Genomic DNA, 23,028 nt, shown 5'->3' with positions numbered 1-23,028 from the left:
GGATATATTTCTCCGCCTATACATCACCACAACACTACGCTATATTAACAATAGGTGATGAAATGAAAACGAAAATATATGTAAATAATAAGCACTTTATTGCAGGAATGACCATGAAAGATGAGAGCGCACTCGAAAACAACAATATGGCACTTCATGCATGTGAAAACCCTGAAAATATAATCAAAAACAGAACGAAACTAGCTGCGTCCCTACAAACCGACCTAGCTTCCTTTGTGTGCGCTCAGCAAACACACAGCGCGAACTTTCACAAAGTAGACCTCTCAGACAAAGGACGAGGTGCTGAGCAACTAGAGACGGCCATTCAAGACACAGATGCACTTTACACATACGAACCGAATATCGTCTTATGCAGCTTCACCGCCGATTGTGTTCCTGTCATTTTTCACAATGAAAAAATCGGACTCGTCGGCGTCATCCATTCCGGCTGGCAAGGCACTGTAAAAGAGATCACGACGAAACTATTCGACCACTTGAAACAAGTCGAACAATGCGAGCCAACAGATTTCCAAGTTCAAATCGGCGCCGCCCTTAGCCAAAAGAAATTTGAAGTCGACGAAGACGTATTCCTTAAATTTAAAGACCTTGACTATGCGGACGAGTTTATATATTTCAATGAGCAAACAAATAAATACCACATCGACAATCAACGAACCGTGAAAAAACAACTGGAGTTGGCGGGCATCCCAACTGAACAAATTACAATGGACCAAACTTGCACGTTTCAAGATCCAAACGGCTTTTCTTACCGCGAAGATAGACAATGCGGGCGACATTTAAGTTTTATTGTAAGAAAGAGTGACTGAGTTAGGAATTGGATGGGGTTTGCTTGCACTTAGGCGTAGTTTCCTTGCAGATGAGTGAACTTTGCTTGCACTCAACCCCAGTTTCCTTGCACTCTTCGAAGGTTTGCTTGCAAGTCGGGACTATTGGCGCGTTCACGTATTACCGAATTTTGCAAAAACAGATGTCCTTTATGTTGCGAATTGGCTTATAATGGGTAAAAGCGGGGAAGGAGATAAAAAATCATGAGCAGACACATACTTTTTGACTTGATCTACTATATGATCCTTCCTTTTCTACTCTGGAATTATGGCCGGGAATTTTTGGGAGACTATTATGCTATGCTCTTATCTACTATCCCTGGATTTATTTATACCTTGTATCGCTTTTTTCGCGAGCGCCAAGTGAACATTAGTGGCTTATTCATCCTCCTCTCTCTTTTTCTAAGCACAACGGTCAACTTATTGTCTGGCAATGCAGAGACCATGCTCTGGAATCAAGTATATCTAGGGCTGTTTTATGCAGCTGTATTTTGTCTGTCCATCCTGATTCGAAAACCTTTAGCGCTCTATTTTGCCGTAGATTTTATGTACCTACAAGGCCACCCACGGAAAAACAGCAAAGCTTTGTTTTCAAGCAAAGGCATCTTCAAATGGTACCAGCTGCTAACAGTTATATTTTTCATTCGTAGCATTTTCCAAAGTACTTTAAAAGCCTGGCTGATTCATTCCTATGGCGTTGAAGGCTATGGGAAAGTGTTGATTTATATGCAAATTAGCGGCTGGTTCTTTGGTGGTTTGATATTCGCTGGTTTTTTCTTCATAGGTACTAAAGTTAAAGTATATGTCAACAACCGCAGCACCAATCAGCCATCTACATCAATTTCACAAACAGTCGACCCATGATTTCCTCGCAAATTAAATCACGCTTCTAAAACATATAAATTCAAAGTTAAATAGTGCTATTATTTTCCAATAATTCCGTGCTATACTGTTGTTTGTCTTAGGCAAAAAAGTGTATAAGACGTATCACAGGGATAGTAGGGGGAAATCTACACTATGAAACGAATAATTATCATGATGTCTATCATATTTATGGCGTTTAGCACGACAGGAAACGCTGAAAATTATTATGAATGGGTCGAAGGCGGTACGACAGTTGACTTAGGGGATATGGCGACAATAGACCTTGATCCAGAATTCATCTTTTTAGACGGAGAAAACACGCAGCAAATGGCAGCAGACTATGGAGATGCGGTTACTGGGCTTGAAATCGGAAGCATTTTTCCAATGGATGAATCCCAAACGTGGTCAGTTTTTTTCGATTATGAAGAAATTGGTCATATAGAAGACGCTGAAAAAGAAAAAATCGATAGCAAAGCGTTATTAAAAAGTTATAAAGACGGCGCAAAAGAAGACAATAAAAACCGTGAACCGGGGGAACGTTTCTATGTAACTGGTTGGGATATCGAGCCGTATTACGATGAAGAAACGCACAGATTAACCTGGTCTATATTATTAGAAGATGACAACGATTTAACTTTCCTAAACTATAATACCCTTATCCTCACAAGAGAAGGCAATATCTCTGTCGTGCTTGTGACAGATCCCAATAACAGAGAAGCAGATAAAAAACTGCTTAATGAACAAATTCTTTCTCAGTTAGAAGTGAAAGAAGGCAACAAATACGAAGACTTTGACAAATCAACCGATAAAGTATCGGAGGATGGCTTAAACGCATTAATCTTAGGCGGCGCTGGTTTAGAAGTTGCCCAAAAAGTAGGACTTCTTGCAGTCATTCTGATTTTCTTTAGAAAGTTCGGCATCATCATCATCGCTGCACTAGCGGGTCTTTGGGGCTTTTTAAGGAAAAAGAAAAAACAACCTAAGCCTGTATCCTTCGAGGAAGAATACGAACCTGCAGAACTAGTAGAACTAGAGGAACTAAAAGATTTAAAAACTGAAGAACAAGAAGAAGAACAGCCGAGGAAATAAAAATTAAAAAAGCTTAGTCCGCCACGATTTACTCGTGAGGACTAAGCTTTTTTTATATTGTTACGCCAACTTTAGTTTTAGCTTCCACGTCAGCAACAGCTATTTCTGGCTTTAATTTCAACGCCTCTGCTGTTGAAGCATGAATTTCCTTCAGCAACTTAGGATTGTTCGCTAATGACAAACCGTACGAAGGAATCATTTCTTTCAACTTTGGTTCCCACTCATTCATATGTTCTGGGAAACATTTATTGAATATCTCGATCATCACGTGAACAGCAGTCGAGGCTCCTGGCGATGCACCTAGCAAAGCCGCTACAGAACCGTCTTCAGCCGTTATCACTTCTGTCCCAAACTGAAGGGATCCTTTACCTGCGTCCGTATCTTTAATGACCTGCACGCGTTGACCCGCAACGACTAAATCCCAATCTTCATCTTTCGCGTTCGGGATAAAATCACGCAACTCTTCAATACGCTGTTCCTTCGTCAACATCACTTGTTCAACCAAGTATTTCGTTAACGACAATTCTTTAGCACCCGCCGCCAACATCGTTAAGACGTTGTTCGGTTTAACCGAAGTGATTAAATCCATATTCGAACCCGTTTTTAAAAACTTCGGTGAGAAACCAGCAAAAGGTCCAAAGAGCAACTCTTTTTTATCCTCTATAAATCTTGTATCAAGATGCGGAACCGACATCGGAGGCGCACCAAGTTTAGCTTTTCCGTATACTTTCGCATGGTGTCGTTCAACAACTTCCGGATTATTACACGTCAAGAATATCCCACTCACAGGGAATCCGCCTATATGTTTGGACTCGGGAATACCAGTTTTCTGTAACAAATGTATGCTACCCCCACCGCCGCCGATAAACACAAATTTTGCTTTATGGCGTTCAAGGATACCCCTACCATTACGTACCTTTAACTCCCACGAGCCATCACTTGCACGCTTAATATCTTCGACAGTATGCTTATAATGCACATCGACCTCTTGAGCCTTTAAATGGTCGAATAACATACGCGTTAAAGCGCCAAAATTCACATCTGTCCCAGAGTCAATCTTCGTTGCAGCAATCGATTCTTTTGACTGACGATTTTCCATGATCAACGGAATCCATTCCATCAGTTTTTCCGGATCTTCAGAAAACGTCATCCCTTCAAACAAAGGATTACCTATCAACGCATCAAAACGCTTCTTCAAAAACGCGACGTTGTCATCCCCTTGCACCATACTCATATGTGGCAACTGCATGATAAAGTCCTCAGGATTTTGAATCAGACCTTTGTTCACAAGATAAGACCAAAACTGCATCGACACCTGAAACTGTTCATTTATATTAATCGCTTTACCAATATTCATTGTCCCATCAGCATTTTCCGAAGTATAGTTCAACTCGCATAATGCCGCATGACCTGTTCCCGCATTATTCCACTCATTCGAACTTTCCTCACCGGCACTGACAAGCTTCTCAAACACCGAAATCTTCCAATCTGGCGCCAACTCTTTCAAAAGCGTACCCAAAGTCGCACTCATAACCCCTGCCCCGATTAAAATAACATCTGTTATCGTTTCCTTGTTAGTCATTACAACCATCCCCACACTTTAAATTTGCAAAAAAGACGGAGCAATTCCAATCACATACTTTTTTGTCTTCTATATTCAAATCATCATCTATAAAAACTATTCTTAAATAATTAATCGAGCCTATCATATCTAATTATAGACCAATTTAGCCATTTAAAAAAGGGTGAAGTTCATTTCCAAACTTTAACCAGAAAAACAAACCCATTTTTTGCTAAAGCGGACTCGCACTTCAAACCTATATAATAACCGCCATGTTCCAAAAAAGTCATGTACATCTTAGCAATTATCTACTATAATGAAAATAAGATAATTATAATCAAAAGATTATAATATTACTGAAAATGCTTGCGTAGGGGGAACAATTATGTATATTGGGGATTTATTACTAAAAAGAATTGCCGTATCGACGGTAAACAGTGACAAGACAATTTCTGAAGCACTGGAGAAAATCAATGAGAGTGGATACCGAGCCGTTCCTGTCGTAGATGCCGATGATAACTATCAAGGGGCAATCTATAAAATGGACCTACTCGAATATCTTCTAGAGCAAAACGGGAAAGACAGCGATCCAATTACCCCATTAGTCAAACACAAAGACGTGCATCTAGACGAAAATGTCTCTTTCTTAAATGCACTTGTTGAGATCAAGGCATTGCCATTCATCAGCGTGGTGAAAGATGGAAAATTGACAGGGATATTAACCCATAACCAAGTAGAAAGTGTATTAGAAGATGCCTTCGGACTAAAAACAGGCGGCATTAATATGACCGTCGCCTCATCAGAAGCTGCAGGTACATTAGAAAGATTAACCAAAACATTGCGCGGTGAGCATATTGAAGGCCTATTCACACTAGACAACGGCTCCGTACTCGCCAGACGCCTCGTCCTCACCCTAAGAGGCGACAAAACCGATGAGGAAATTGAGAAACTAAAACACAAACTAGACAAAAACGGCTTCACTACCTTACAAACAAATCGCATAGAAAAGAAATGGTAAAGAAGAGGAATCATCCTCTTCTTTTTTGTTTTTCAACTTCGCAAACATTTACGCCAGTCTCTCTATTACTTTCGCTAACAAAAGTGCTCTTTCTGTTAGAGAAGGAATATACAAATACTCATCTTCACTATGTGCATTTCCACCAATTGGGCCAAGTCCATCGATCGATGCTACGCCAACAGAGGATGTTAGGTTTCCGTCCGACCCACCGCCACTTTTCACAGCCGTCAAGTCAAGTCCAAGTTTTGCGCCCTCTTCTTGAATCACTTTCAATAAAGCGTTGGAACCTTCTGTAACGAGCATTGGCGGTCTTGTGATTTTCCCACTTAACGCTAAAGATGTTCCTGCAACATCTGAGTAACTGCAGATTTCTTTAATGGCTGCATCGATTTCTGCTGCTTGCTCATGAGTTTCAATTCGAACGTCAATAGATGCATGCGCACTCGGTGCAATTGTGTTAATCGATGTCCCACCGTTCACCAACCCTACGTTGACATTGATGCCTTTATCTAGGTTCGTTAATTGATGAAGTTTTAGAATTTTATGACCAAGTTCTTCGATTGCACTAATCCCATTTTCTGGTTCGACTCCTGCATGCGCAGACTTCCCGGTAATTTCTAAGAAGTATTTGCCTCCACCTTTTCGAGCGTTGACAAGCGTTCCCTCCATTGCAGGTTCGACAATAAGTGCATAATCCTTAGTCTTTACTGTTTTTTCAATAAGTTCTCGTGAATTAATCGAACCAATTTCTTCATCAGTATTGAGGATCAGTTCAATATTTTTGAATGCTTCACTATTCGCATTCATCAAAGCCCGTAGTGCAAATAATGTCGTCGCCTGACTTGCCTTCATATCGATGACGCCAGGGCCATACGCGTAGTCGTCGTCACGTTTAAACGGACGTTTAGAAACAGTCCCCTCTTGAAACACAGTGTCTAAATGAGCGATGATGAGGACTTTAGGATTCACAGCCTCCTGGTGACGGATGTGAATATTATTCCCGAGCTTTTCTTCTTGATGAACTTCTACGACAAAACCATCTTTTTCATACTCTGCAACTAAAATTTCACCTACACGGTCAACGCCACTCTTAAAATACGTTCCACTATCGATATTGACCAACTTCTCGATTAAGGCGAGCATGTTTTCTTCATTTGAATCTATAAATTTCTTCATTGGTGATATCCCCATTCTTAGTTATATAAATGACATTGAACTTCGTGACCTTCACCCATTTGAATTCTTTCAGGAACAACAGCTTTACAGATGTCCATTGCTTTGGGGCAACGTGTATGGAAAACACAGCCGGATGGTGGGTTGAGTGGTGATGGCACATCTCCTTTTAAGATAATGCGTTCTTTCTTCACACCTGGCGTTGGACTCGGAATTGCGGATAACAAAGACTCGGTATACGGATGCAGTGGATTTTTAAACAAATCATCTGTGTCAGCCGTTTCTACCAATTGTCCAAGGTACATCACACCAATTCGATCAGCAATATAGCGTACAACGCTAAGATCATGAGCGATAAATAAATAGGACAATTGGAAATCATTTTGCAATCTCTTTAATAGATTCAAAACAGAAGATTGGATAGAGACATCCAATGCAGAAACCGGCTCATCACATACAATTAGTTTTGGATCCAATACTAACGCTCTCGCAATTCCAATTCGTTGCCGCTGACCACCTGAAAACTCATGTGGAAATTTATCATAGGCATCCTCATCGAACCCTACTTTTTTAAGTAACTCGAGCACACGTTTCCGACGCTCTTTCTTGTCTCCAACCTTATGAATAATCATCGGTTCTTCAACGCTATACCCAATTCGTTTTTTAGGATCCAACGAAGCATAGGGATCTTGGAAAATCATTTGAAAATCTTGCCGGATACTTGAGAATTCCTTTTCTTTCATCTCAAATATATTTTCATCATTATAATAGACATTTCCACCAGTTGGTTCCGTTAGTTTCAATAACGTTCTACCTGCTGTACTTTTCCCACAGCCCGATTCACCGACAATCCCAAATGTTTCACCTTCATATATTTCAAAAGAAATATCATTTACGGCCTTCACTTCACCCGTTTTAAAACCGAACGGGGAGCGAACCGGAAAAGATTTCTTTAAGTTTTCAACTTTAAGCAAAGGCTGCCTATTCTTCGGCTCAACTTGTTGCATAGGATTTTTCCGCCTCCTGTTCAACAATTTCACGATAATGCCAACATCTCACTTTATGAGATCCGTTAACGTCCTCCAAGACGGGCGCTAGTTCCCGACATTTGGCATCCGCGAATTGACATCTTGGGGCAAAACGACAACCATTTGGAATATGATGCAGAGAAGGAACTGAACCACCAATTTCATGTAATTCGATATCACGATCCCCATCAATTTTCGGCATGGAGTTCATTAAGCCTTTCGTATAAGGATGTAACGGTTGACTAAATAAGGCATTTACAGATGTTTCTTCAATCACTTCTCCCAAATACATAACAACAACACGTGTACACATCTCGGCAACAACAGCCAAATCATGCGTGATTAACATAACACCCATGCCGTTTTCTTTTTGTAAATCATTGATTAGTTCCAATATCTGCGCTTGAATTGTTACATCGAGCGCAGTTGTCGGCTCATCTGCAATTAAGAGCCTCGGTTCACATGAAATCGCAAGCGCAATCATAACCCGTTGCCGCATTCCGCCCGAGAGTTCGTGAGGATACTCATGAATTCTTTGTTCTGGAGAAGGAATTCCCGTTAACCGAAGGATGTCGACCGCTTTTTCATATGCTTTTTTCTTTGACAGTTTTTGATGAAGGCGAATCGATTCTACAATCTGGTCACCAATCGTAAAGACTGGGTTCAATGAACTCATTGGATCTTGAAAAATCATGGATATTTCATTACCTCTAATTTTTCTCATCTCTGCTTCAGAAAGCGTCAATAAGTTCTCACCTTTATATGAAATCGTTCCCGCATAGTCCGTGCTATCTTCATCTAATAATCTTAGAATGGATTCCGAGGTTACACTTTTCCCGCAACCAGATTCACCCACAATACCAATGGTTTCACCTGGATACACATGAAAGGATACTTCCTCAACGGCATCGACTTTGCCTCTTTCTGTCCAAAATGACACTTTCAGCTTATTCACATCTAATAGCCGCTCTTTATCCATTTATGCCACCTCTTTTAAAAAGACGTTTTCTCTTGATCATTCCTCGTGTTTTTGGATCTAAAAAGTCTCGAAGACCATCGCCTAATAGATTTAAACCGAGTACTAAAGCAACAACAAACACACCAGGAAAAACAGTCATCCACCAAGAGTTGAATATGACGCTTTTACCGTCGAATAAAATATTACCTAAACTCGGTGAAGGTGGTGGAATTCCTGCACCTAAAAAACTCAGTGCAGCCTCTGTTAAAATCGATACCGCAAAAATGAAAGTAGATTGAACAATAAGCGGAGAAATTACATTCGGGAACATATGAATGACCATAATTCTGAAACTACTTGCACCTTGTGCCCTCAATGCCTCAATAAATGTCTGCTCTTTCACAACAAGTGCCGCAGATCTTACAACCCGTGCAATTGAAGGTATATAGACAATCGTTAACGCTAAAACAACATTTATCGTTTTTGGTCCCATCGCTGCAACAATTGCCATCGCGAGTAGAATTGATGGAAAGGCATATAAACCGTCTACAATTCTCATCAAGACATGATCTAAAACAGTATTATAAGCCGACACAATACCGATAATTAGGCCGATCACACTAGCTAATACCGCAACAGAACAACCCACGATAAAAGAAACCCGAATCCCATATAACACACGACTTAATAAATCCCGACCGAAATTATCCGTCCCAAACCAATGCGTAGCACTCGGCGCCTCTAATCGTTGGATGGTGTTTATTTCATACGGGTTAAATGGTGCAATAAGGGGGGCAAACAGCGCAAGAATTGTCATAATCGCAATAATGATAGAACCAGAAAGAAGCATGTTATTTGAAAAAAATCGCCGAGCGACAATAACTCTCTTCTCTCTTGGCGACAATTCATTTTTCTGTACTACTGAAGTTTTAATCGTCATGAAATCCCCTCTTTTATCTCCTATTTACACGGAGTCTCGGATCTACAATTCCATAAAGAAGGTCTATGACTAAATTTAATAACACATAGGTTACTGTTATCATCAAAACCGTTCCTTGGATTACTGCGAAATCTCTTCTCTCAATCGAATTCACGATTAATTGTCCAATCCCCGGGATGTTGAAAATCGTTTCTACAACGACTGCACCGGTGATCAACGTTCCAAAAGTCTCACCAATGACCGTCAAAATTGGAATGAAAGCATTACGAAGCGCATGTTTATAAACAACTACCCCTGGTTTTAAACCCTTCGACTTAGCTGTTTTAATATAGTTACCACTTAACACATCCAACATTGAAGACCTCGTCATGCGTGTAATTAAAGCTGCTTGCATGGTCCCTAGCGCAATCGCAGGGAGTAGTAAGTACCGTAAATGCTCAATGAGCCCTGCACTTAAAGGTTGATAACCAGCTACTGGCAACCACTGTAATTTCACCGCGAATAACAACACTAATAATAAACCAAGTAAAAAACTAGGAATTGAAATTCCTAGTAAGGAAAAACTCATTACTGCTTGATCAATAAGCGTTCCGCGTTTTCTCGCTGCCAACACACCTAGCATTAACGCAATCACAACCGCAATGATTTGGGCCATTATCGCAAGCGACAAGGTAGGTGAGAGATAATCAAAAAACACTTCAGTAATTGGCTTATCAAGAAAAAATGAGTCGCCCAAATCACCTGTTAAAATCCCCTTAAACCACGTGATAAATTGAGTGAATAGCGGCAAGTCCAAACCGAGCTCGGCGCGCAACTCGGCTTTTACTTCTGCTGACGCCTCTTCACCAAGAATCACAGTCACTGGATCGCCGGGCGTTATATGCGCTAAAAAGAACACAATAACTGCCACAACGAGTAAGACAGGTATTACGGATAATAAACGTAATAGTATATATTTAGCCACATTTACTATCCTCCTTCACAACAACTTTCGATTGTTTTATTCTGATTTACTCACATTCCACAAAATAGGGCCAATCAAATTATCATATCCAGCTATTTTATCACTCACGACGACAAGGTCTTGAATATTTCCGATTTTAATAATCGGCAAGTACTCCCAAACTTCTTGTTGTAACTCATCGATCAGTGGTTTTGCTTCTTCAAGAGATGCTGAAGCATTGATTTCTTCGAGTAACTGGTCCATTTTTTCACTATCAGTCCAGCCCGAATACTCAGCTTTTGAGTCTAAAAATGGATTTTGGTGTATCGTTGGTCGAACTGCAAAACTCATTGGGAATACATCAAAATTATTTTCGTCCGTACGTCTTTCAATCAGCGTCGGCCAATCATATACATCCAATTTTACTTTTACTCCAATACTCTCTAAAACTTGTTGTGCGACTACGCCCGCATTATATTGATGTGGGTAATCTCTCGTCGTTAGGATTGTAAGTTCTTCACCGTTATAAGACGATTCTTTTACAAGCTCTTTTGCCTTGTCTAGATCATGCTGATTGTATAACTCTTTTCCTGCTTCACTATGCCAAAGCGTTCCTGGTAATGCTAATGCAGAATCTAGTGTATAGAAACGATCATCACTATAAGCTGCACGTAGGACTTCTTCCATATCAAGTGCTGTGCTAAAAGCCTGTCTGAACTTCTGATCACTAAATGGACCTGCTTTTTTATTGAGCACATAACTTAAAATTCCGCCGTCATTAAAAACGTTTTCAACGCCATCTGTTGCTTCGATTTGATCGGCATTGTCAAAAGGAATCAAGAATGCAATGTCATATTGTCCTGTTGATACGCCTGAAAGACGTGTGGATTCATCTGGCACAATATGAAAAAACACTTCTTTTGCTAAAGCTTCCTTCTTCCCAGCCAAGCCACTACTCTCTTCAGTTCTAGATGAATAGTCATCAAATCTAGTTAAATGGATATGTTGGTCTACTTTCCAATCTTCTAATTTAAATGGACCTGTTCCGATGAACTCTGTTAGTCCCTCTGCTCCTGCATTTTCAATCGATGCTTTCGGCACAATTGCTGGGAAAGGCGCCATATCTGCTAAAACAAATGGAACAACCAAAGATGCCTTTTCAATATGTAATTCAACTGTTTGTGCATCTACTTCTTTAAATTCGGCACCCGCCAAATTCGCTTTTCCTTGCGATGAAGTTTCTAACCATTTGTCCATGGAAGCCACAACATCTGCTGCTGTTAAATCATTTCCATTATGGAACTTCACATTTTCACGAAGATTAAATGTATACACGAGACCATCGTCACTCACTTCAAATGACTCTGCAAGTGAAGGTTGTACTTCATAGTTTTCATCTAACACAAGAAGCTGTTCAAATATTTGACGTGCAACATCACGCGTTGCTGCATTCGTTGTTAAATGAGGATCTAATGTTGTTAAATTAGTCGGATAGGCAATATTAATCGTGCCATCCTTTGATTCGTTCGCACCTTGCTTACCATCTTTAGACTCATCTGATGAAGCGCCACCCCCACTACAAGCAGCAAGTAATAACACCATCATTAATGAAATGACACCAATTAATCTATTACGCTTTTTCATTTATAATTTCCCCCCTATTAATACCAACTTAACCACTAGGCTTTATACACTTATCAATATAACCACATGTATAAATGAAGTCAAGCAGGTGATTCTAGCAAAAAAATGGTCAATCCAGCTTCTTTGACAAAAACCAAGTATACAGGTAGGATTACTTTAATTCTAATTAATGAAGGAGTCGTTTATAGATGTCGAAAATTTATGTTATTCACGAAAATAGCGAGTGGACTGTTCACTTAACCAATAGACTGAAAGAATTAAACTTACCGTATGAAGAGTTATTTTTAGATGAGGGACTAGTCGATTTAACCTCAGAACCACCAGTAGGCGTTTATTACAATCGCATTAGTGCTTCTTCACACACACGCGATCACCGATATGCACCCGAGTTAACGGCTGCTTATATTGCATGGCTTGAGCAACATGACAGAACTGTATTTAATGGTACAAGAGCACTTCAACTCGAGCTCAGTAAAGTCGCTCAACAAACGGCACTAGAAAAACAAGGTATTCATACCCCAAAAACGATTGCTGCTGTTGGGAAAGACCAAATCGTTGAAGCTGCTAAGAAAATGAACGGAAAACCATTTATCACAAAACATAATCGTGCTGGTAAAGGGCTTGGGGTTCAACTGTTCCAGACTGTAGAAGCACTTGAAAGCTATGTACGTGGTGCAAGCTTCGAAGATTCAATCGACGGGATTACACTGATCCAGGAATACATCACATCAGCTGATCAATCCATCGTCCGTTGTGAATTTATCGGCGGGAAGTTTTTATACGCAGTGAGAGTGGATACATCAGAAGGGTTTGAACTTTGTCCGGCAGATGCTTGCCAAATCGAAGACCTATATTGCCCGGTTGGAGAAGAAAAGACAGAAAAACCGATGTTTGAAATCATCGAGAACTTCCAACATCCTGTCATTCAAAAGTACGAGGCTTTCCTTGCAGAAAACAAAATCACTTTCGCGGGAATTGAATTCATCACAGATCAAGACGGAAAAATTTACACGTATGACGTCAATACAAATACAAATTACAACTCAGATGCTGAAGAAGCAGCTGGTAAATATGCAATGTTAGAAATGGCGAAATACTTAGGTGAAAAACTCCAAGTAACTGTATGATTCAGATTCAGTAGCCTAAATTTTTAAAAAAATCCAAAGACGACAATGAGTAAATGCTCATAATCCTCTTTGGATTTTTTATCTGCTTATTTACAACGAAATAGATTAAAGAATTCACTATTTTCCCCATAGTGTTATAGCTCTATAACGTATTGACATGTCTATTTTTCTCTGCTAAATTAACCTTTAACAAAAAAAATCGATCAAGAGAAAAAGTACGATCAGAACCCTGTTCCCCAGAGAGTCGACAACTGCTGTAAGTCGATGGACAGCCCTCATCTGAAAAACATCTCTGAGATGCAAAGCTGAGATTGGTAAGCTTTGACGGATGTCCACCGTTACACAGGATCACGTATGATTGCACGTTGAATGAGCGTCGCTTGTTTCATAATCGAAACTTGCGAAATTTGGGTGGTAACACGAGCACAAACTCGTCCCTTTTACAGGGGCGAGTTTTTTATTTTAAAAGGAGGGATTTTGCTAGTATGAAAAAGAATTTAATTGTCGTCATAGGGTCATTGATTGTTGCATTTGCATTTAACTCTTTCCTCGTGCCATTCGGGATTTTAAGCAGCGGCATTAGCGGAATCGCCATCTTACTCGGGATACTTACGCCATTTGACACCGGCCTGATGAATTTCGTATTGAACTTACCTTTAATTGTCTTAGGTTATTATAAACTCGGAAAAACCATCACAGTGAATACATTGGTTTGCGTTGTTTCTGTATCGGTTTTTCTCTACTTATTGCCAGCCGTTGCAATCACGGACAACATGCTGTTATCGACCGTTTTTGGTGGTGGAATCGGCGGGATTGGTGTGGGTCTAATCCTAAAATATTCCGGAACTTCCGGTGGCTTGGATATTATCGCCATCATCGTTTCCCGGACAAGTTCTTTCAGCATTGGACTTCTCCTCACAGCCATGAACGGCGTCATTGTGCTCATTTCAGGATTCATCTTTAACTGGGAAATTGCACTCTATACGCTTCTCTCTATTTATATAACAGGAAAAATGATCGACACCATTTTCACAGACCACATCAAATTGACCATGCAAATCGTCACAACACAAGGGAATGTTATTCGCGAAGAACTACTCGGATCTATTTATCGTGGAATTACAATGTCAGAAGGCTTCGGAGGTTACACGCAAGAGAAGAAAGACATTCTCATGATGGTGTTAACCCGTTACGAAACCATGCATGTGAAAAACATTGTCCGAAAACATGATCAAGACGCGTTTATTAACATCTATGAAACTGTCGAGGTCGACGGGAAATTTCACGTGAATTAAGGCAAGAAACCCGACAATATAAATATTGTCGGGTTTTTTGTGCAGGTACCTGAAAAGGGACCCTAAAAGTAATCATTGAACGCTGGCCATTATACCGAAATAAAGTGATAGGATGCAGAACATTCCCATGAAAAATGGGACGACTGCAGCCTTCTTTTTCTTGAAGCTATACAACATTAGCCACATGAAAAGAATTGCCACGATGAAAAACAATATATTTATCGTGTTAAACCCAAGTTGCACATGCATAGAAGGATCAATAATCCCTGGATAAAAATAAGCGAAAATAGACGAGGGTCCCGTGCTACTAAGCGTTGCTTCAATGCTATGAGGCGGTTCCTGTTGTCCTAAAACCGCTGTCGAAACAAAAGTGAAGAATAGTAGAATGCTTTCGAACTTCAACCATGGGATTGGGTTAATTTTCTCTTGACGCTTCAATTTACGTTTAATCCAAAATCCATTTATGAATGCGAAAATCAGTACAGGAATGATCGTCAGATGCTTCATCAATAAGGATTGTCCATAAGGAATCATCCACGCGTCCCCATACTCATTTACATCAATCACCGACGTCATAAGAAATAACCCAGATCCCGCAATCACGAGAAAACACATGATTGCCACAGGGGTAAACCATCTTAAATAAGCAAGCCAGTTCTCTTGGTTTTTTGAACCCCAACCTACGATGAGGAGAATTCCAATCCACACTGTTACTGCTAAAAAATGCAATGAATGGAAAACGAACCCACTCCACCCAGTAAGGGATGCTGCATGACTCCCCCATCCCAATGCTAAAATCAGTGAGAACGTGAATGCTAGAGATATACTAGATAGCACTTTATTATTCAATACTGGGAAAAACGTAACAAATAGGAAAAAGAAAATTGCTAGTATTGCCGTGAAACTCCAAGCCTTTCCGACTTCAAAACCACCGAGAACATTTTGTATCGCGACAAATAAACCAATATCTTCATAAAGAAAATGCACCAATCTCATCACAGGTGCAACAGAAAAGAGCATAATACCTAACACAGAGAGTTGAATCAGGCGTTTTGAGATACGTATTTCTGGTTTCATCCGCTCCGGAATGAGTTGCATGATAAATGCGCCCATTAATAGTGAAAAACAAATATATAATAAAATTTCAGAAATATAAATCCAAACCATTTACTTTTGCCTTCTTCCTATGATCCAGCCTATAAATCCGCCAGCTATCGTAAATAAAATAACAAGGATGACAACAAGTACATCATTCGACGCGATTTTTGATGAATCTTCAATTACCTGCTCAACAGGTTCTTCTACTGATTCTTCTACAGGAGCAGCAGGTGTTTCTTCAACCTCTTCCGTTTCTACAGGTTCTTCAGTCACTGCTGGCTCTTCAATTTCTTCTTGATTTACCGTGAATGAATAAGTACCTTGTGTCGGATGACCATCTGCACCAATAACCTTCCATTCAACTGTATATGTACCATTATCCAACGGTGACATGAAATCTGCTGTCATTACACTGTCACTCACTTGGGTATCATTAATAATCATTTCCTCTTCAATCTCATTGACGACCTTCACTGAACTGGTCGTTTCAATCTTTGTATTAAATTCCAATACAATTTGTTCAACATCCTCAGTGACTTCTTCTCCATCAGCTGGTGTTGAACTAGTCAAACCGGTATGTGCATAGCCAACCGATGAAAATGCTAACAAAAAAATCAGTGTTGCACCTAGTATTCTTTTCATGTTAAAGCCTCCTAAAAGTGATTAGTACCTTTCAATCCGATATCATCTTAACACATTCAATCAAGCAACCATTTGAATGTCTTTATTGCTACTATTGACAACTTTTAAACGAATCAAAGACCATACAAATGGGTCTGTGCATGGTTTATGTATAGCAATTCGCAATCTGGTTAAAATCCAAAAAATCCCGACCATACGTTAGATAGTCGGGATTTTTCTTTCACATTATACAATTGTAATCGTTTCTAGAACAGGTAGCTAAAAAGAATTAATAAGCTGTCCAGCCTGCATCTGCTGTGATGACTGTGCCGTTTACGAAACTTGAATCATCGGACGCAAGGAATAATGCAACTTTCGCAATCTCATCTGCTTTACCTATCCGTGGATTGATCGCGAGTCCTGCTTGAGTGCGGCCCATACCAAATTCGCTAATACCAGTCATTGAAGCGCTAATGTTTGTTTCAACAGCACCTGGTGCGATCGCATTACATCGAACACCTTCAGGTCCGTACATGAAACCTGTATTTTTCGTGAAACCAACAACTGCATGTTTTGAAGCTGTGTATGATGCGCCTGCACGCGCGCCTTGTATTCCCCCTGCTGATGCAATATTAATAATGACGCCTGCTTTTTGCGCCAAGAAGATTGGCAGCACTTTACGTGTTGAACGCATAACACTTGTTGTATTGATCGCAAAAATTCGCTCCCAATTATCGTCCTCGATATCTCCTGCGGGTTCAAAATTATCCATGATCCCTGCATTGTTCACCAATACATCAACTGTTCCATAAGTACTTACAGTTGTGTCAATAAGGTTTTGAATGTCAGTCTCTTTCGCAACATTTGCAACGATTGCAGTTGCTTCGCCACCATTTGACTTAATTTCTTCTACTACAGCATTTGCAGAGTCGCTATTAATATCGGAAACGACGACTTTTGCGCCTTCTTTCGCATAGAGCGCAGCAATCGCTTTGCCCATGCCTGATCCAGCTCCTGTTACAACAGCTACTTTGTCTCTTAGTTTCATGTAAAGTTCCTCCTATTGTCATTTTATTACGCTTTCACTTTATGATAATGAACAGATGTTGAATATCTTTCATCTTAAGTATAATCTAAAGAGACTACTCTCTTCAATCAGCAAAAGCGTATGCAATTGTTCATTACTAGACAGTCACCAGTCGTTTTGTTCAGTTACTTAAAATTATAGCCAGGAGGTGTCCCGAATTGAAAGAACTGATGCCAATCGATAGAAGAATTCTAAAATCCAAAACTTCACTAAAGGACGCACTTTTAGACTTAATGCAAACGAATGATTTCAAGAAAATCTCCATCACAGACATCGTTCATCATGCAGATCTCAACCGAGGAACCTTTTACAAACATTATCAAGACAAAGAACAATTGTTAGAAGAAGTCATTGATGAGGTGATTAAAGACTTAACTGCCTCATACCGTGCGCCTTATGAAAACGTTACTGTTTTTGAAGTGAGCAAACTCACTGCATCAGCTATTAAAATATTTGAACACGTCGCAGCACACGCAAACTTTTATACTTTACTTGGAGAATCAAACATACTAACCGGCTTACAAAACCAAGTCTGTAATGAATTAATACGTCTTATATCCGAAGATTTATCGCATAATCTCAACCACACAAAAATCAACGTCAACATCATGGCCAGCTACCAAGCATATGCCATTTGGGGAATGATTACAGCATGGATCGACAGCGAATTCCAACATCCAGCCAATTACATGGCTGAACAATTACTCGAAATTCTTCACCAGCGTCCCATTATTCAGATGCATACAATTCAAACTCAGGGAGAGTAAAACCACACACTAGGGCTGTCTCCCTTCCCCATCTTGATTTCTATACATGGTGGAATCGTAACCTTTCTATATTTGCATACAATTTCAAAAGAAAATAGACAAAATCAGTTACAATTGTATATATGCAAAACGATAACACCCCCCACTTAAGGGAAAAACACCAAAAAGGAAGTGCTAACGATGGATTTAGAAACCGTCATGCAGGAACTTGAAGCCCTTGGCAAGGAACGAATGAAAAAAATGTATATTTCCAATGGTGCATACGAGCCGGTTTTCGGCGTAGCAACGGGCGCTATGAAACCACTCTCGAAGAAAATAAAAATCAATCAGCAGTTAGCTGACGAACTATATGCCACAGGGAACTACGATGCTATGTACTTTGCAGGCATTATCGCAGACCCAAACGCTATGACCGAGTCAGATTATGATCGTTGGATAGATACAGCGTATTTTTATATGCTCTCGGATTTTGTAGTAGCCGTAACGTTATCGGAGTCGGATATTGCACAAGAAGTTGCTGATAAATGGATTGCAAGCGGTGAGGAGCTGAGAATGTCAGCAGGCTGGAGTTGTTACTGTTGGCTTTTAGGCAATCGAAAAGACGTTGAGTTTTCGGAAAGCAAGATTTCCAATATGCTCGATCTCGTCGAAAATACAATCCACGATTCACCAGAACGCACGAAAGCCTCTATGAATAACTTTCTAACCACTGTCGGGATCTCATATTTACCTCTCCATGAAAAAGCCGTCGAGACCGCCAAAGCAGTAGGTATCGTAGAAGTCAAACGGGACAAGAAGAAAAACAGTTTCCTAAACGCTTCTGAAGGCATACAAAAACAAGTAGATAAAGATAAGCTTGGTTTCAAACGCAAGTATGTAAGATGTTAAAATTAGAGCTAAAGGAGACTTTTCTATCATGAAGACAGACAAAGAATTGAGAACTTGCGACAAGGGCCACAATTATTATAAAAGCAGCGATTGTCCAACCTGCCCGATTTGCGAGCAGAAACGCAAACCTGAAAGTGGATTTTTATCACGACTATCCGCACCAGCAAGACGAGCATTAGAACATAACGGGATCCATTCGCTGCCACAGTTATCAGCGTATAGTGAAAAAGAGATTTTGAAATTCCATGGCATTGGCCCCGCATCCATCCCCACACTTCGGGCTGCTTTGGAAGAAGAAGGCTTGTCTTTTAAGCGTTAAACGTTTTCCAAGATACTCACGGACTGACCTATATTAAAAATAACTGACCGGAATAAACACACGAAAAGGGACAATAAACCTCAATGGTAACCCGTTCAGTTGAGTGGTACAAAAACTAAATTAAACACACAAAAGGAGTCCAAATCCGCATCTGAATTGGACTCTTTCCTTTTGCCTATCTATCAACGTTTATGAATGTTGGACGCCCTGTTGACAAGCTGATTAACAGAACTACAATTTTCATTATAGCACTGCTAATGTCTATGTTAAAGCTACTGTTGGTTTATGTGTCTAATTGAACTAAATAATCCTTTAGTCGATAATTAAAGTAAAAAGATAGATTACAAAACTGGTGATGGCTATCGTATCTATAACTATAAGGTCTGATCCTAGCTTCGAGTTTTTTACCTTTTCTAAACTATAATTAAATAAACTATCATACAAACTAAATAAAAATAAAATTGCTGCAATAATAATCACAAATAAATTCCCTGTAATAACGATGGCTAATAAATATATCAACCATCTTCTAATAAAGTTAAACATTAAACCAAATAACATCACAGAAATACTACTGGGTGTTATAACGAACTCTTCTTCAGAAGTAATACCGGATAGCCCTTCTTTTATTTTTTTATGTTCTATTAAATATTCAATGTTTATCCATAAAATAATGAAACAGTATATTAGGATGTAAAACATTTCGTTAGTTTGTGAAATCTCTAATATATCCTACACCCCCCGACCTTTTTTAACTCTCACGCAATCCCATTAATTATTTGTTCATTAACCTACCTGTTACTGTAGTTAGAAATATCTCCTTAATTCTATTATACCATCGTTAGTCAAAATTATCTATTAATTCCGAATTTTATCACCTTATCTAATTGTGATTTAAGAGTTTTTTTCATTACTTGTTAAACGAAAAAGCACTGCGAATTGACGATCTAATATGATGTTGATTGGCTTGTTGTTTCCTATTTTGTACCAGTGAACCGAACGGGTTAACCTCAATGGTTTTAGTCTCTTTTTTTCCATGCTTTTTGTATCCCTCTTAGTCGTCAGAATATGAAAGACTTTCTATCATTTCACTTAATAAACCCCTACAAACATACAGTATAGGTAATGTCGCGCAGGCCGAAAGAACTGTAGGAACAACACTTTTTAGACTTTACGACTACTAAATTCGTAATCATTAGACTAATTTAACTTGTCTGAAATAAAGACTTAATAAAGACTTGTCTATACCAGAACACGGTGCTATTCTAAACCACGAAAGCGTTTTCATAAAATTGGAAAGAAACAAAAAAGAAAAGAGGAGAAAAAATGACAATGAAGAAGGCGCGTAAATATTTAATTACGTTATTTGCACTAATGCTTGTGGTGTTTTCTACCCTAACAAATGATCATGTATCTGCGCATAGCCAGAAGGGATTGCAATTTGGTGACCCAATTAATCTAGGATCTCCAATTGAAAGTGTCGCAATTTATGATTCAACGTATGGTAATGAGGATGGAAGAGACGTTATGTATACGACTGTAACGGGCAATCCTGCTATTTTCCAAGTGGTTGATCTTGCAAGCAAAGAGGTGCTTCGAACATTTAGCCTAGAAGGTTCGGAAAGTTCTTGGACACATATAACAGTTCCAAATGGCGCTGTTTATATAGGTGGAAATGGAAATCTATATGAATATTCACCACTAACAAAGGAATTGAAAAATCTAGGTGGCATCGGAGAGTCAGTCGTCTATGGACTGTCTTATGACGAGGAAGGTCGAGTCTATTTTGGTTCATATCCAAATGCAAAAGCTGGACGATATGACCCTAAAACTGGCGAAATGAAAGACTACGGAAGTGTTGCTCCAGGACAAAACTATTCCCGTAGTACTGCATATCATGATGGTTATTTATATCTTGGTATAGGCATAGATGGCTATTTGGTTAAATTAGATGTAGAAACGGGTGAATTTGAAAAAATTGAATTACCCGAAGCAGCAATAGCTGGAAGCACGAATATATGGCAGTTAGATACTGCTGGAAAATATATAGTAGCAGGTATTGGTGGCGGGAATAATGCCTTATTATTTTACGATACCGAATTAGAAGAATGGAGCGAAAAGTATTATCTAAATAACAAAGGTTTGCGGTTAATTCAGGGCAAACCAGGTGAGGATAAAGCATATTTCTTACAGGGTGCTCGTTTACAAGAAATAAATCTAGCAACACTAGACATAACAGATACTGGTGTTGTGTTCGGTACTTTCTTACGAAATACAACGTGGGTTGAAGTAAGTGGCGATGCAGATTTACCTGGTTTATCACTTGTTACCGTTCAGTTTGGCGGTCAAGTTTCTTATATGAATTTAGAAACCAAAAAGGTGAAATCAACATTATATCCAATCGTGGGAAATCCAATCCCCATCCAAACATTGGAAAAAGGCCCCGATAGTAACCTTTATGTAAGTGGCTATCCGGGCGGAAAAGCGGCTGTCTATAATCCAACAACTCATGAAACACAATCGTTCTCTTTGGGACAAGCTGAGGGGATGGCTTCCTTAGGTAACAAAATGTACTTTGGTGTTTATTCTGGCGCTTCTATCTTTGAGATGGATGTCACAAAGCCCGTTGAAAATAATCTAAAACAAATTTACCAAATACCTAATCAGGATCGTCCATTTATGATGACGCCAATTGATAATAAGATTTATATAGGAACGATTCCTAATTATGGAGAATTAGGTGGGTCTTTAACAGTACTTGACCCGACATCAATAGAGAATACAGTCGTTTACGAAAACGTGATCCATAACCAGTCCATTGTTGGGCTTGCGGAGAAGGATGGTAAAGTCTACGGATCTACAACTGTAGATGGTGGTTTAGGTATTGTACCAACAGAAGCTGCAGCAAAATTATTTGTTTGGGATATTGATAAAGGCGAAGTAATAGAAGAATTTGTTCCAAAAATTCCTGGTGTTTCCATGCAGCCTAGAAGGATTAGCGGAATGTCCCTTGGCCCAGACGGATTAATTTGGGGTGCAGCGGATGGAACAATATTTGCTATGAATCCAGATTCACTTGAAATTGAAAAACACAGAAACATCTATCCTGAAGTAAAAGATAGAGGTAGATGGAGACCAATACACCTCCGCTTTGGTGAAGATGGTTTTCTGTATACCACTTTAGCAGGTAAAATCACTGTCATTAATCCTGAGACATTAGAATCTTACACACTAGCATCGACTGAGTTGATGACGTTAGGAGACGACGGGCATATTTATTACGCCGAAGGTCCTTATTTAATGAAAGTTGAAGTAACCGAGGCTGACCCTGTCATAACGCTGGATTCATTACAAGCACAAATTGAAAACTTATACGAAGAAAAACAACTACCTCATAGCTTATATAAACAGATTTCCAATCAATTAAAACAAGTTCGTCACCATGAAGAAAAAGGACGAACTGACCAAGCGCAACATCATTTAAACGTCATGAAAAAACATGTTGAAAAGTGGCAGCCAGATGAGCAAGATGCGAAGCAAGCATTATTACATCAGATTGATTTCTTAAGACAATAAATTGTCCTGGAATTTCCCCTTCTAGATAATGAACTAGAGGGGGAAATCTAGATTTAATCAATTTTGAGAAAAGTTATTTTGAATCTAATGAATTAAGTTGTATGGCTGAAAACCTAATTAACACGTGGTTGAATTAAATAAACAAGTGTCCTTTAGAGTTAAGCTAAAGGGCACCTTTAAATAAGGA

The 23,028-nt window shown here is 39.4% G+C and carries 20 protein-coding genes and 1 other annotated feature; of the genes, 10 read left to right on the top strand and 10 right to left on the bottom strand.

All coding sequences use genetic code 11. From position 1 onward, the window contains the following. The first annotated feature begins 62 nt into the window (after positions 1-62). The 3 genes from pgeF to AC25Y1_RS08640 all read left to right on the top strand — a co-directional run bounded on the left by pgeF (position 63) and on the right by AC25Y1_RS08640 (position 2,798). Positions 63-827 (top strand): peptidoglycan editing factor PgeF, encoded by a 765-nt coding sequence (pgeF, locus tag AC25Y1_RS08650; protein WP_488147569.1) that lies wholly within the window; start codon positions 63-65, stop codon positions 825-827. Between the two features lie 222 nt (positions 828-1,049). Next, a complete protein-coding gene (locus AC25Y1_RS08645) occupies positions 1,050-1,709 on the top strand; it encodes a VC0807 family protein (RefSeq protein ID WP_488147568.1) in 660 nt (219 codons plus the stop codon). A 153-nt stretch (positions 1,710-1,862) separates the two neighbouring features. Beyond that, positions 1,863-2,798 carry a DUF2167 domain-containing protein gene (locus AC25Y1_RS08640; protein ID WP_488147567.1) on the top strand — a complete coding sequence of 312 codons (936 nt, stop codon included), beginning with the start codon at positions 1,863-1,865 and terminating at the stop codon, positions 2,796-2,798. A gap of 52 nt (positions 2,799-2,850) precedes the next feature. Here AC25Y1_RS08640 and mqo read toward each other — a convergent pair whose 3' ends face one another. Further along, complete coding sequence (mqo, locus tag AC25Y1_RS08635; RefSeq protein WP_488147566.1) at positions 2,851-4,380, bottom strand: malate dehydrogenase (quinone); 1,530 nt, start codon at positions 4,378-4,380, stop codon at positions 2,851-2,853. Between the two features lie 364 nt (positions 4,381-4,744). Here mqo and AC25Y1_RS08630 point away from each other — a divergent pair, with 364 nt between their 5' ends. Next, positions 4,745-5,377, top strand: coding sequence for a CBS domain-containing protein (locus AC25Y1_RS08630; RefSeq protein WP_488147565.1), 633 nt, complete (start codon positions 4,745-4,747; stop codon positions 5,375-5,377). 48 nt (positions 5,378-5,425) lie between these two features. On the opposite strand, the gene AC25Y1_RS08625 is transcribed toward AC25Y1_RS08630, so the two are convergent. The 6 genes from AC25Y1_RS08625 to AC25Y1_RS08600 are packed head-to-tail and all read right to left on the bottom strand — an operon-like array spanning position 5,426 to position 12,063. Continuing rightward, on the bottom strand, positions 5,426-6,553 hold the full coding sequence (locus tag AC25Y1_RS08625; RefSeq protein ID WP_488147564.1) for a M20 family metallopeptidase: 1,128 nt from the start codon (positions 6,551-6,553) through the stop codon (positions 5,426-5,428). A 17-nt stretch (positions 6,554-6,570) separates the two neighbouring features. Beyond that, positions 6,571-7,557 (bottom strand): ABC transporter ATP-binding protein, encoded by a 987-nt coding sequence (locus tag AC25Y1_RS08620; RefSeq protein WP_488147563.1) that lies wholly within the window; start codon positions 7,555-7,557, stop codon positions 6,571-6,573. Then, a complete protein-coding gene (locus AC25Y1_RS08615; protein WP_488147562.1) occupies positions 7,544-8,557 on the bottom strand; it encodes an ABC transporter ATP-binding protein in 1,014 nt (337 codons plus the stop codon). The genes AC25Y1_RS08620 and AC25Y1_RS08615 overlap by 14 nt, the downstream gene beginning before the upstream one ends. Next, entirely contained in the window at positions 8,550-9,476 is a 927-nt protein-coding gene (locus tag AC25Y1_RS08610) for an ABC transporter permease (RefSeq protein ID WP_488147561.1), read from the bottom strand. Before AC25Y1_RS08610 ends, AC25Y1_RS08615 begins: the two co-directional genes overlap by 8 nt. Before the next feature lie 13 nt (positions 9,477-9,489). Next, positions 9,490-10,440 (bottom strand): ABC transporter permease, encoded by a 951-nt coding sequence (locus AC25Y1_RS08605; protein WP_488147560.1) that lies wholly within the window; start codon positions 10,438-10,440, stop codon positions 9,490-9,492. A 36-nt stretch (positions 10,441-10,476) separates the two neighbouring features. Next, a complete protein-coding gene (locus AC25Y1_RS08600) occupies positions 10,477-12,063 on the bottom strand; it encodes an ABC transporter substrate-binding protein (RefSeq protein WP_488147559.1) in 1,587 nt (528 codons plus the stop codon). A 188-nt stretch (positions 12,064-12,251) separates the two neighbouring features. Here AC25Y1_RS08600 and AC25Y1_RS08595 point away from each other — a divergent pair, with 188 nt between their 5' ends. Together AC25Y1_RS08595 and AC25Y1_RS08590 are read left to right on the top strand one after the other, a co-directional pair. Further along, complete coding sequence (locus AC25Y1_RS08595) at positions 12,252-13,190, top strand: ATP-grasp domain-containing protein (RefSeq protein ID WP_488147558.1); 939 nt, start codon at positions 12,252-12,254, stop codon at positions 13,188-13,190. Positions 13,191-13,383: 193 nt separating this feature from the next. Beyond that, positions 13,384-13,632, top strand: a binding site (T-box leader). Between the two features lie 43 nt (positions 13,633-13,675). Next, entirely contained in the window at positions 13,676-14,485 is an 810-nt protein-coding gene (locus AC25Y1_RS08590; protein ID WP_488147557.1) for a YitT family protein, read from the top strand. A 72-nt stretch (positions 14,486-14,557) separates the two neighbouring features. Here the strand turns inward: AC25Y1_RS08590 and AC25Y1_RS08585 are convergent, their stop codons facing one another. The 3 genes from AC25Y1_RS08585 to AC25Y1_RS08575 form a co-directional block, all read right to left on the bottom strand. Then, positions 14,558-15,652, bottom strand: coding sequence for a copper resistance D family protein (locus AC25Y1_RS08585; protein WP_488147556.1), 1,095 nt, complete (start codon positions 15,650-15,652; stop codon positions 14,558-14,560). Continuing rightward, positions 15,653-16,225, bottom strand: a complete 573-nt coding sequence (locus AC25Y1_RS08580; protein WP_488147555.1) for a copper resistance CopC family protein — start codon at positions 16,223-16,225, stop codon at positions 15,653-15,655. It abuts the gene before it with no gap. 268 nt (positions 16,226-16,493) lie between these two features. Beyond that, positions 16,494-17,252: an SDR family oxidoreductase gene (locus AC25Y1_RS08575; protein WP_488147554.1), complete on the bottom strand. Its 759-nt coding sequence runs from the start codon at positions 17,250-17,252 to the stop codon at positions 16,494-16,496. A gap of 197 nt (positions 17,253-17,449) precedes the next feature. On the opposite strand from AC25Y1_RS08575, the gene AC25Y1_RS08570 reads away from it, so the two are divergent. The 4 genes from AC25Y1_RS08570 to AC25Y1_RS08555 all read left to right on the top strand — a co-directional run bounded on the left by AC25Y1_RS08570 (position 17,450) and on the right by AC25Y1_RS08555 (position 22,841). Continuing rightward, the gene (locus AC25Y1_RS08570; RefSeq protein WP_488147553.1) at positions 17,450-18,058 is read left to right on the top strand and encodes a TetR/AcrR family transcriptional regulator; all 609 of its coding nucleotides are present in this window, start codon (positions 17,450-17,452) and stop codon (positions 18,056-18,058) included. 180 nt (positions 18,059-18,238) lie between these two features. Further along, entirely contained in the window at positions 18,239-18,946 is a 708-nt protein-coding gene (locus tag AC25Y1_RS08565) for a DNA alkylation repair protein (protein WP_488147552.1), read from the top strand. Between the two features lie 28 nt (positions 18,947-18,974). Then, positions 18,975-19,265, top strand: a complete 291-nt coding sequence (locus tag AC25Y1_RS08560) for an RNA polymerase alpha subunit C-terminal domain-containing protein (RefSeq protein ID WP_488147551.1) — start codon at positions 18,975-18,977, stop codon at positions 19,263-19,265. Positions 19,266-20,591: 1,326 nt separating this feature from the next. Then, complete coding sequence (locus AC25Y1_RS08555; RefSeq protein ID WP_488147550.1) at positions 20,592-22,841, top strand: FIMAH domain-containing protein; 2,250 nt, start codon at positions 20,592-20,594, stop codon at positions 22,839-22,841. The last annotated feature ends 187 nt before the right edge of the window (positions 22,842-23,028 follow it).

The organism is Sporosarcina sp. Y1009, assembly GCF_057669865.1.
This window is presented reverse-complemented; position numbering and strand designations above follow the sequence as displayed.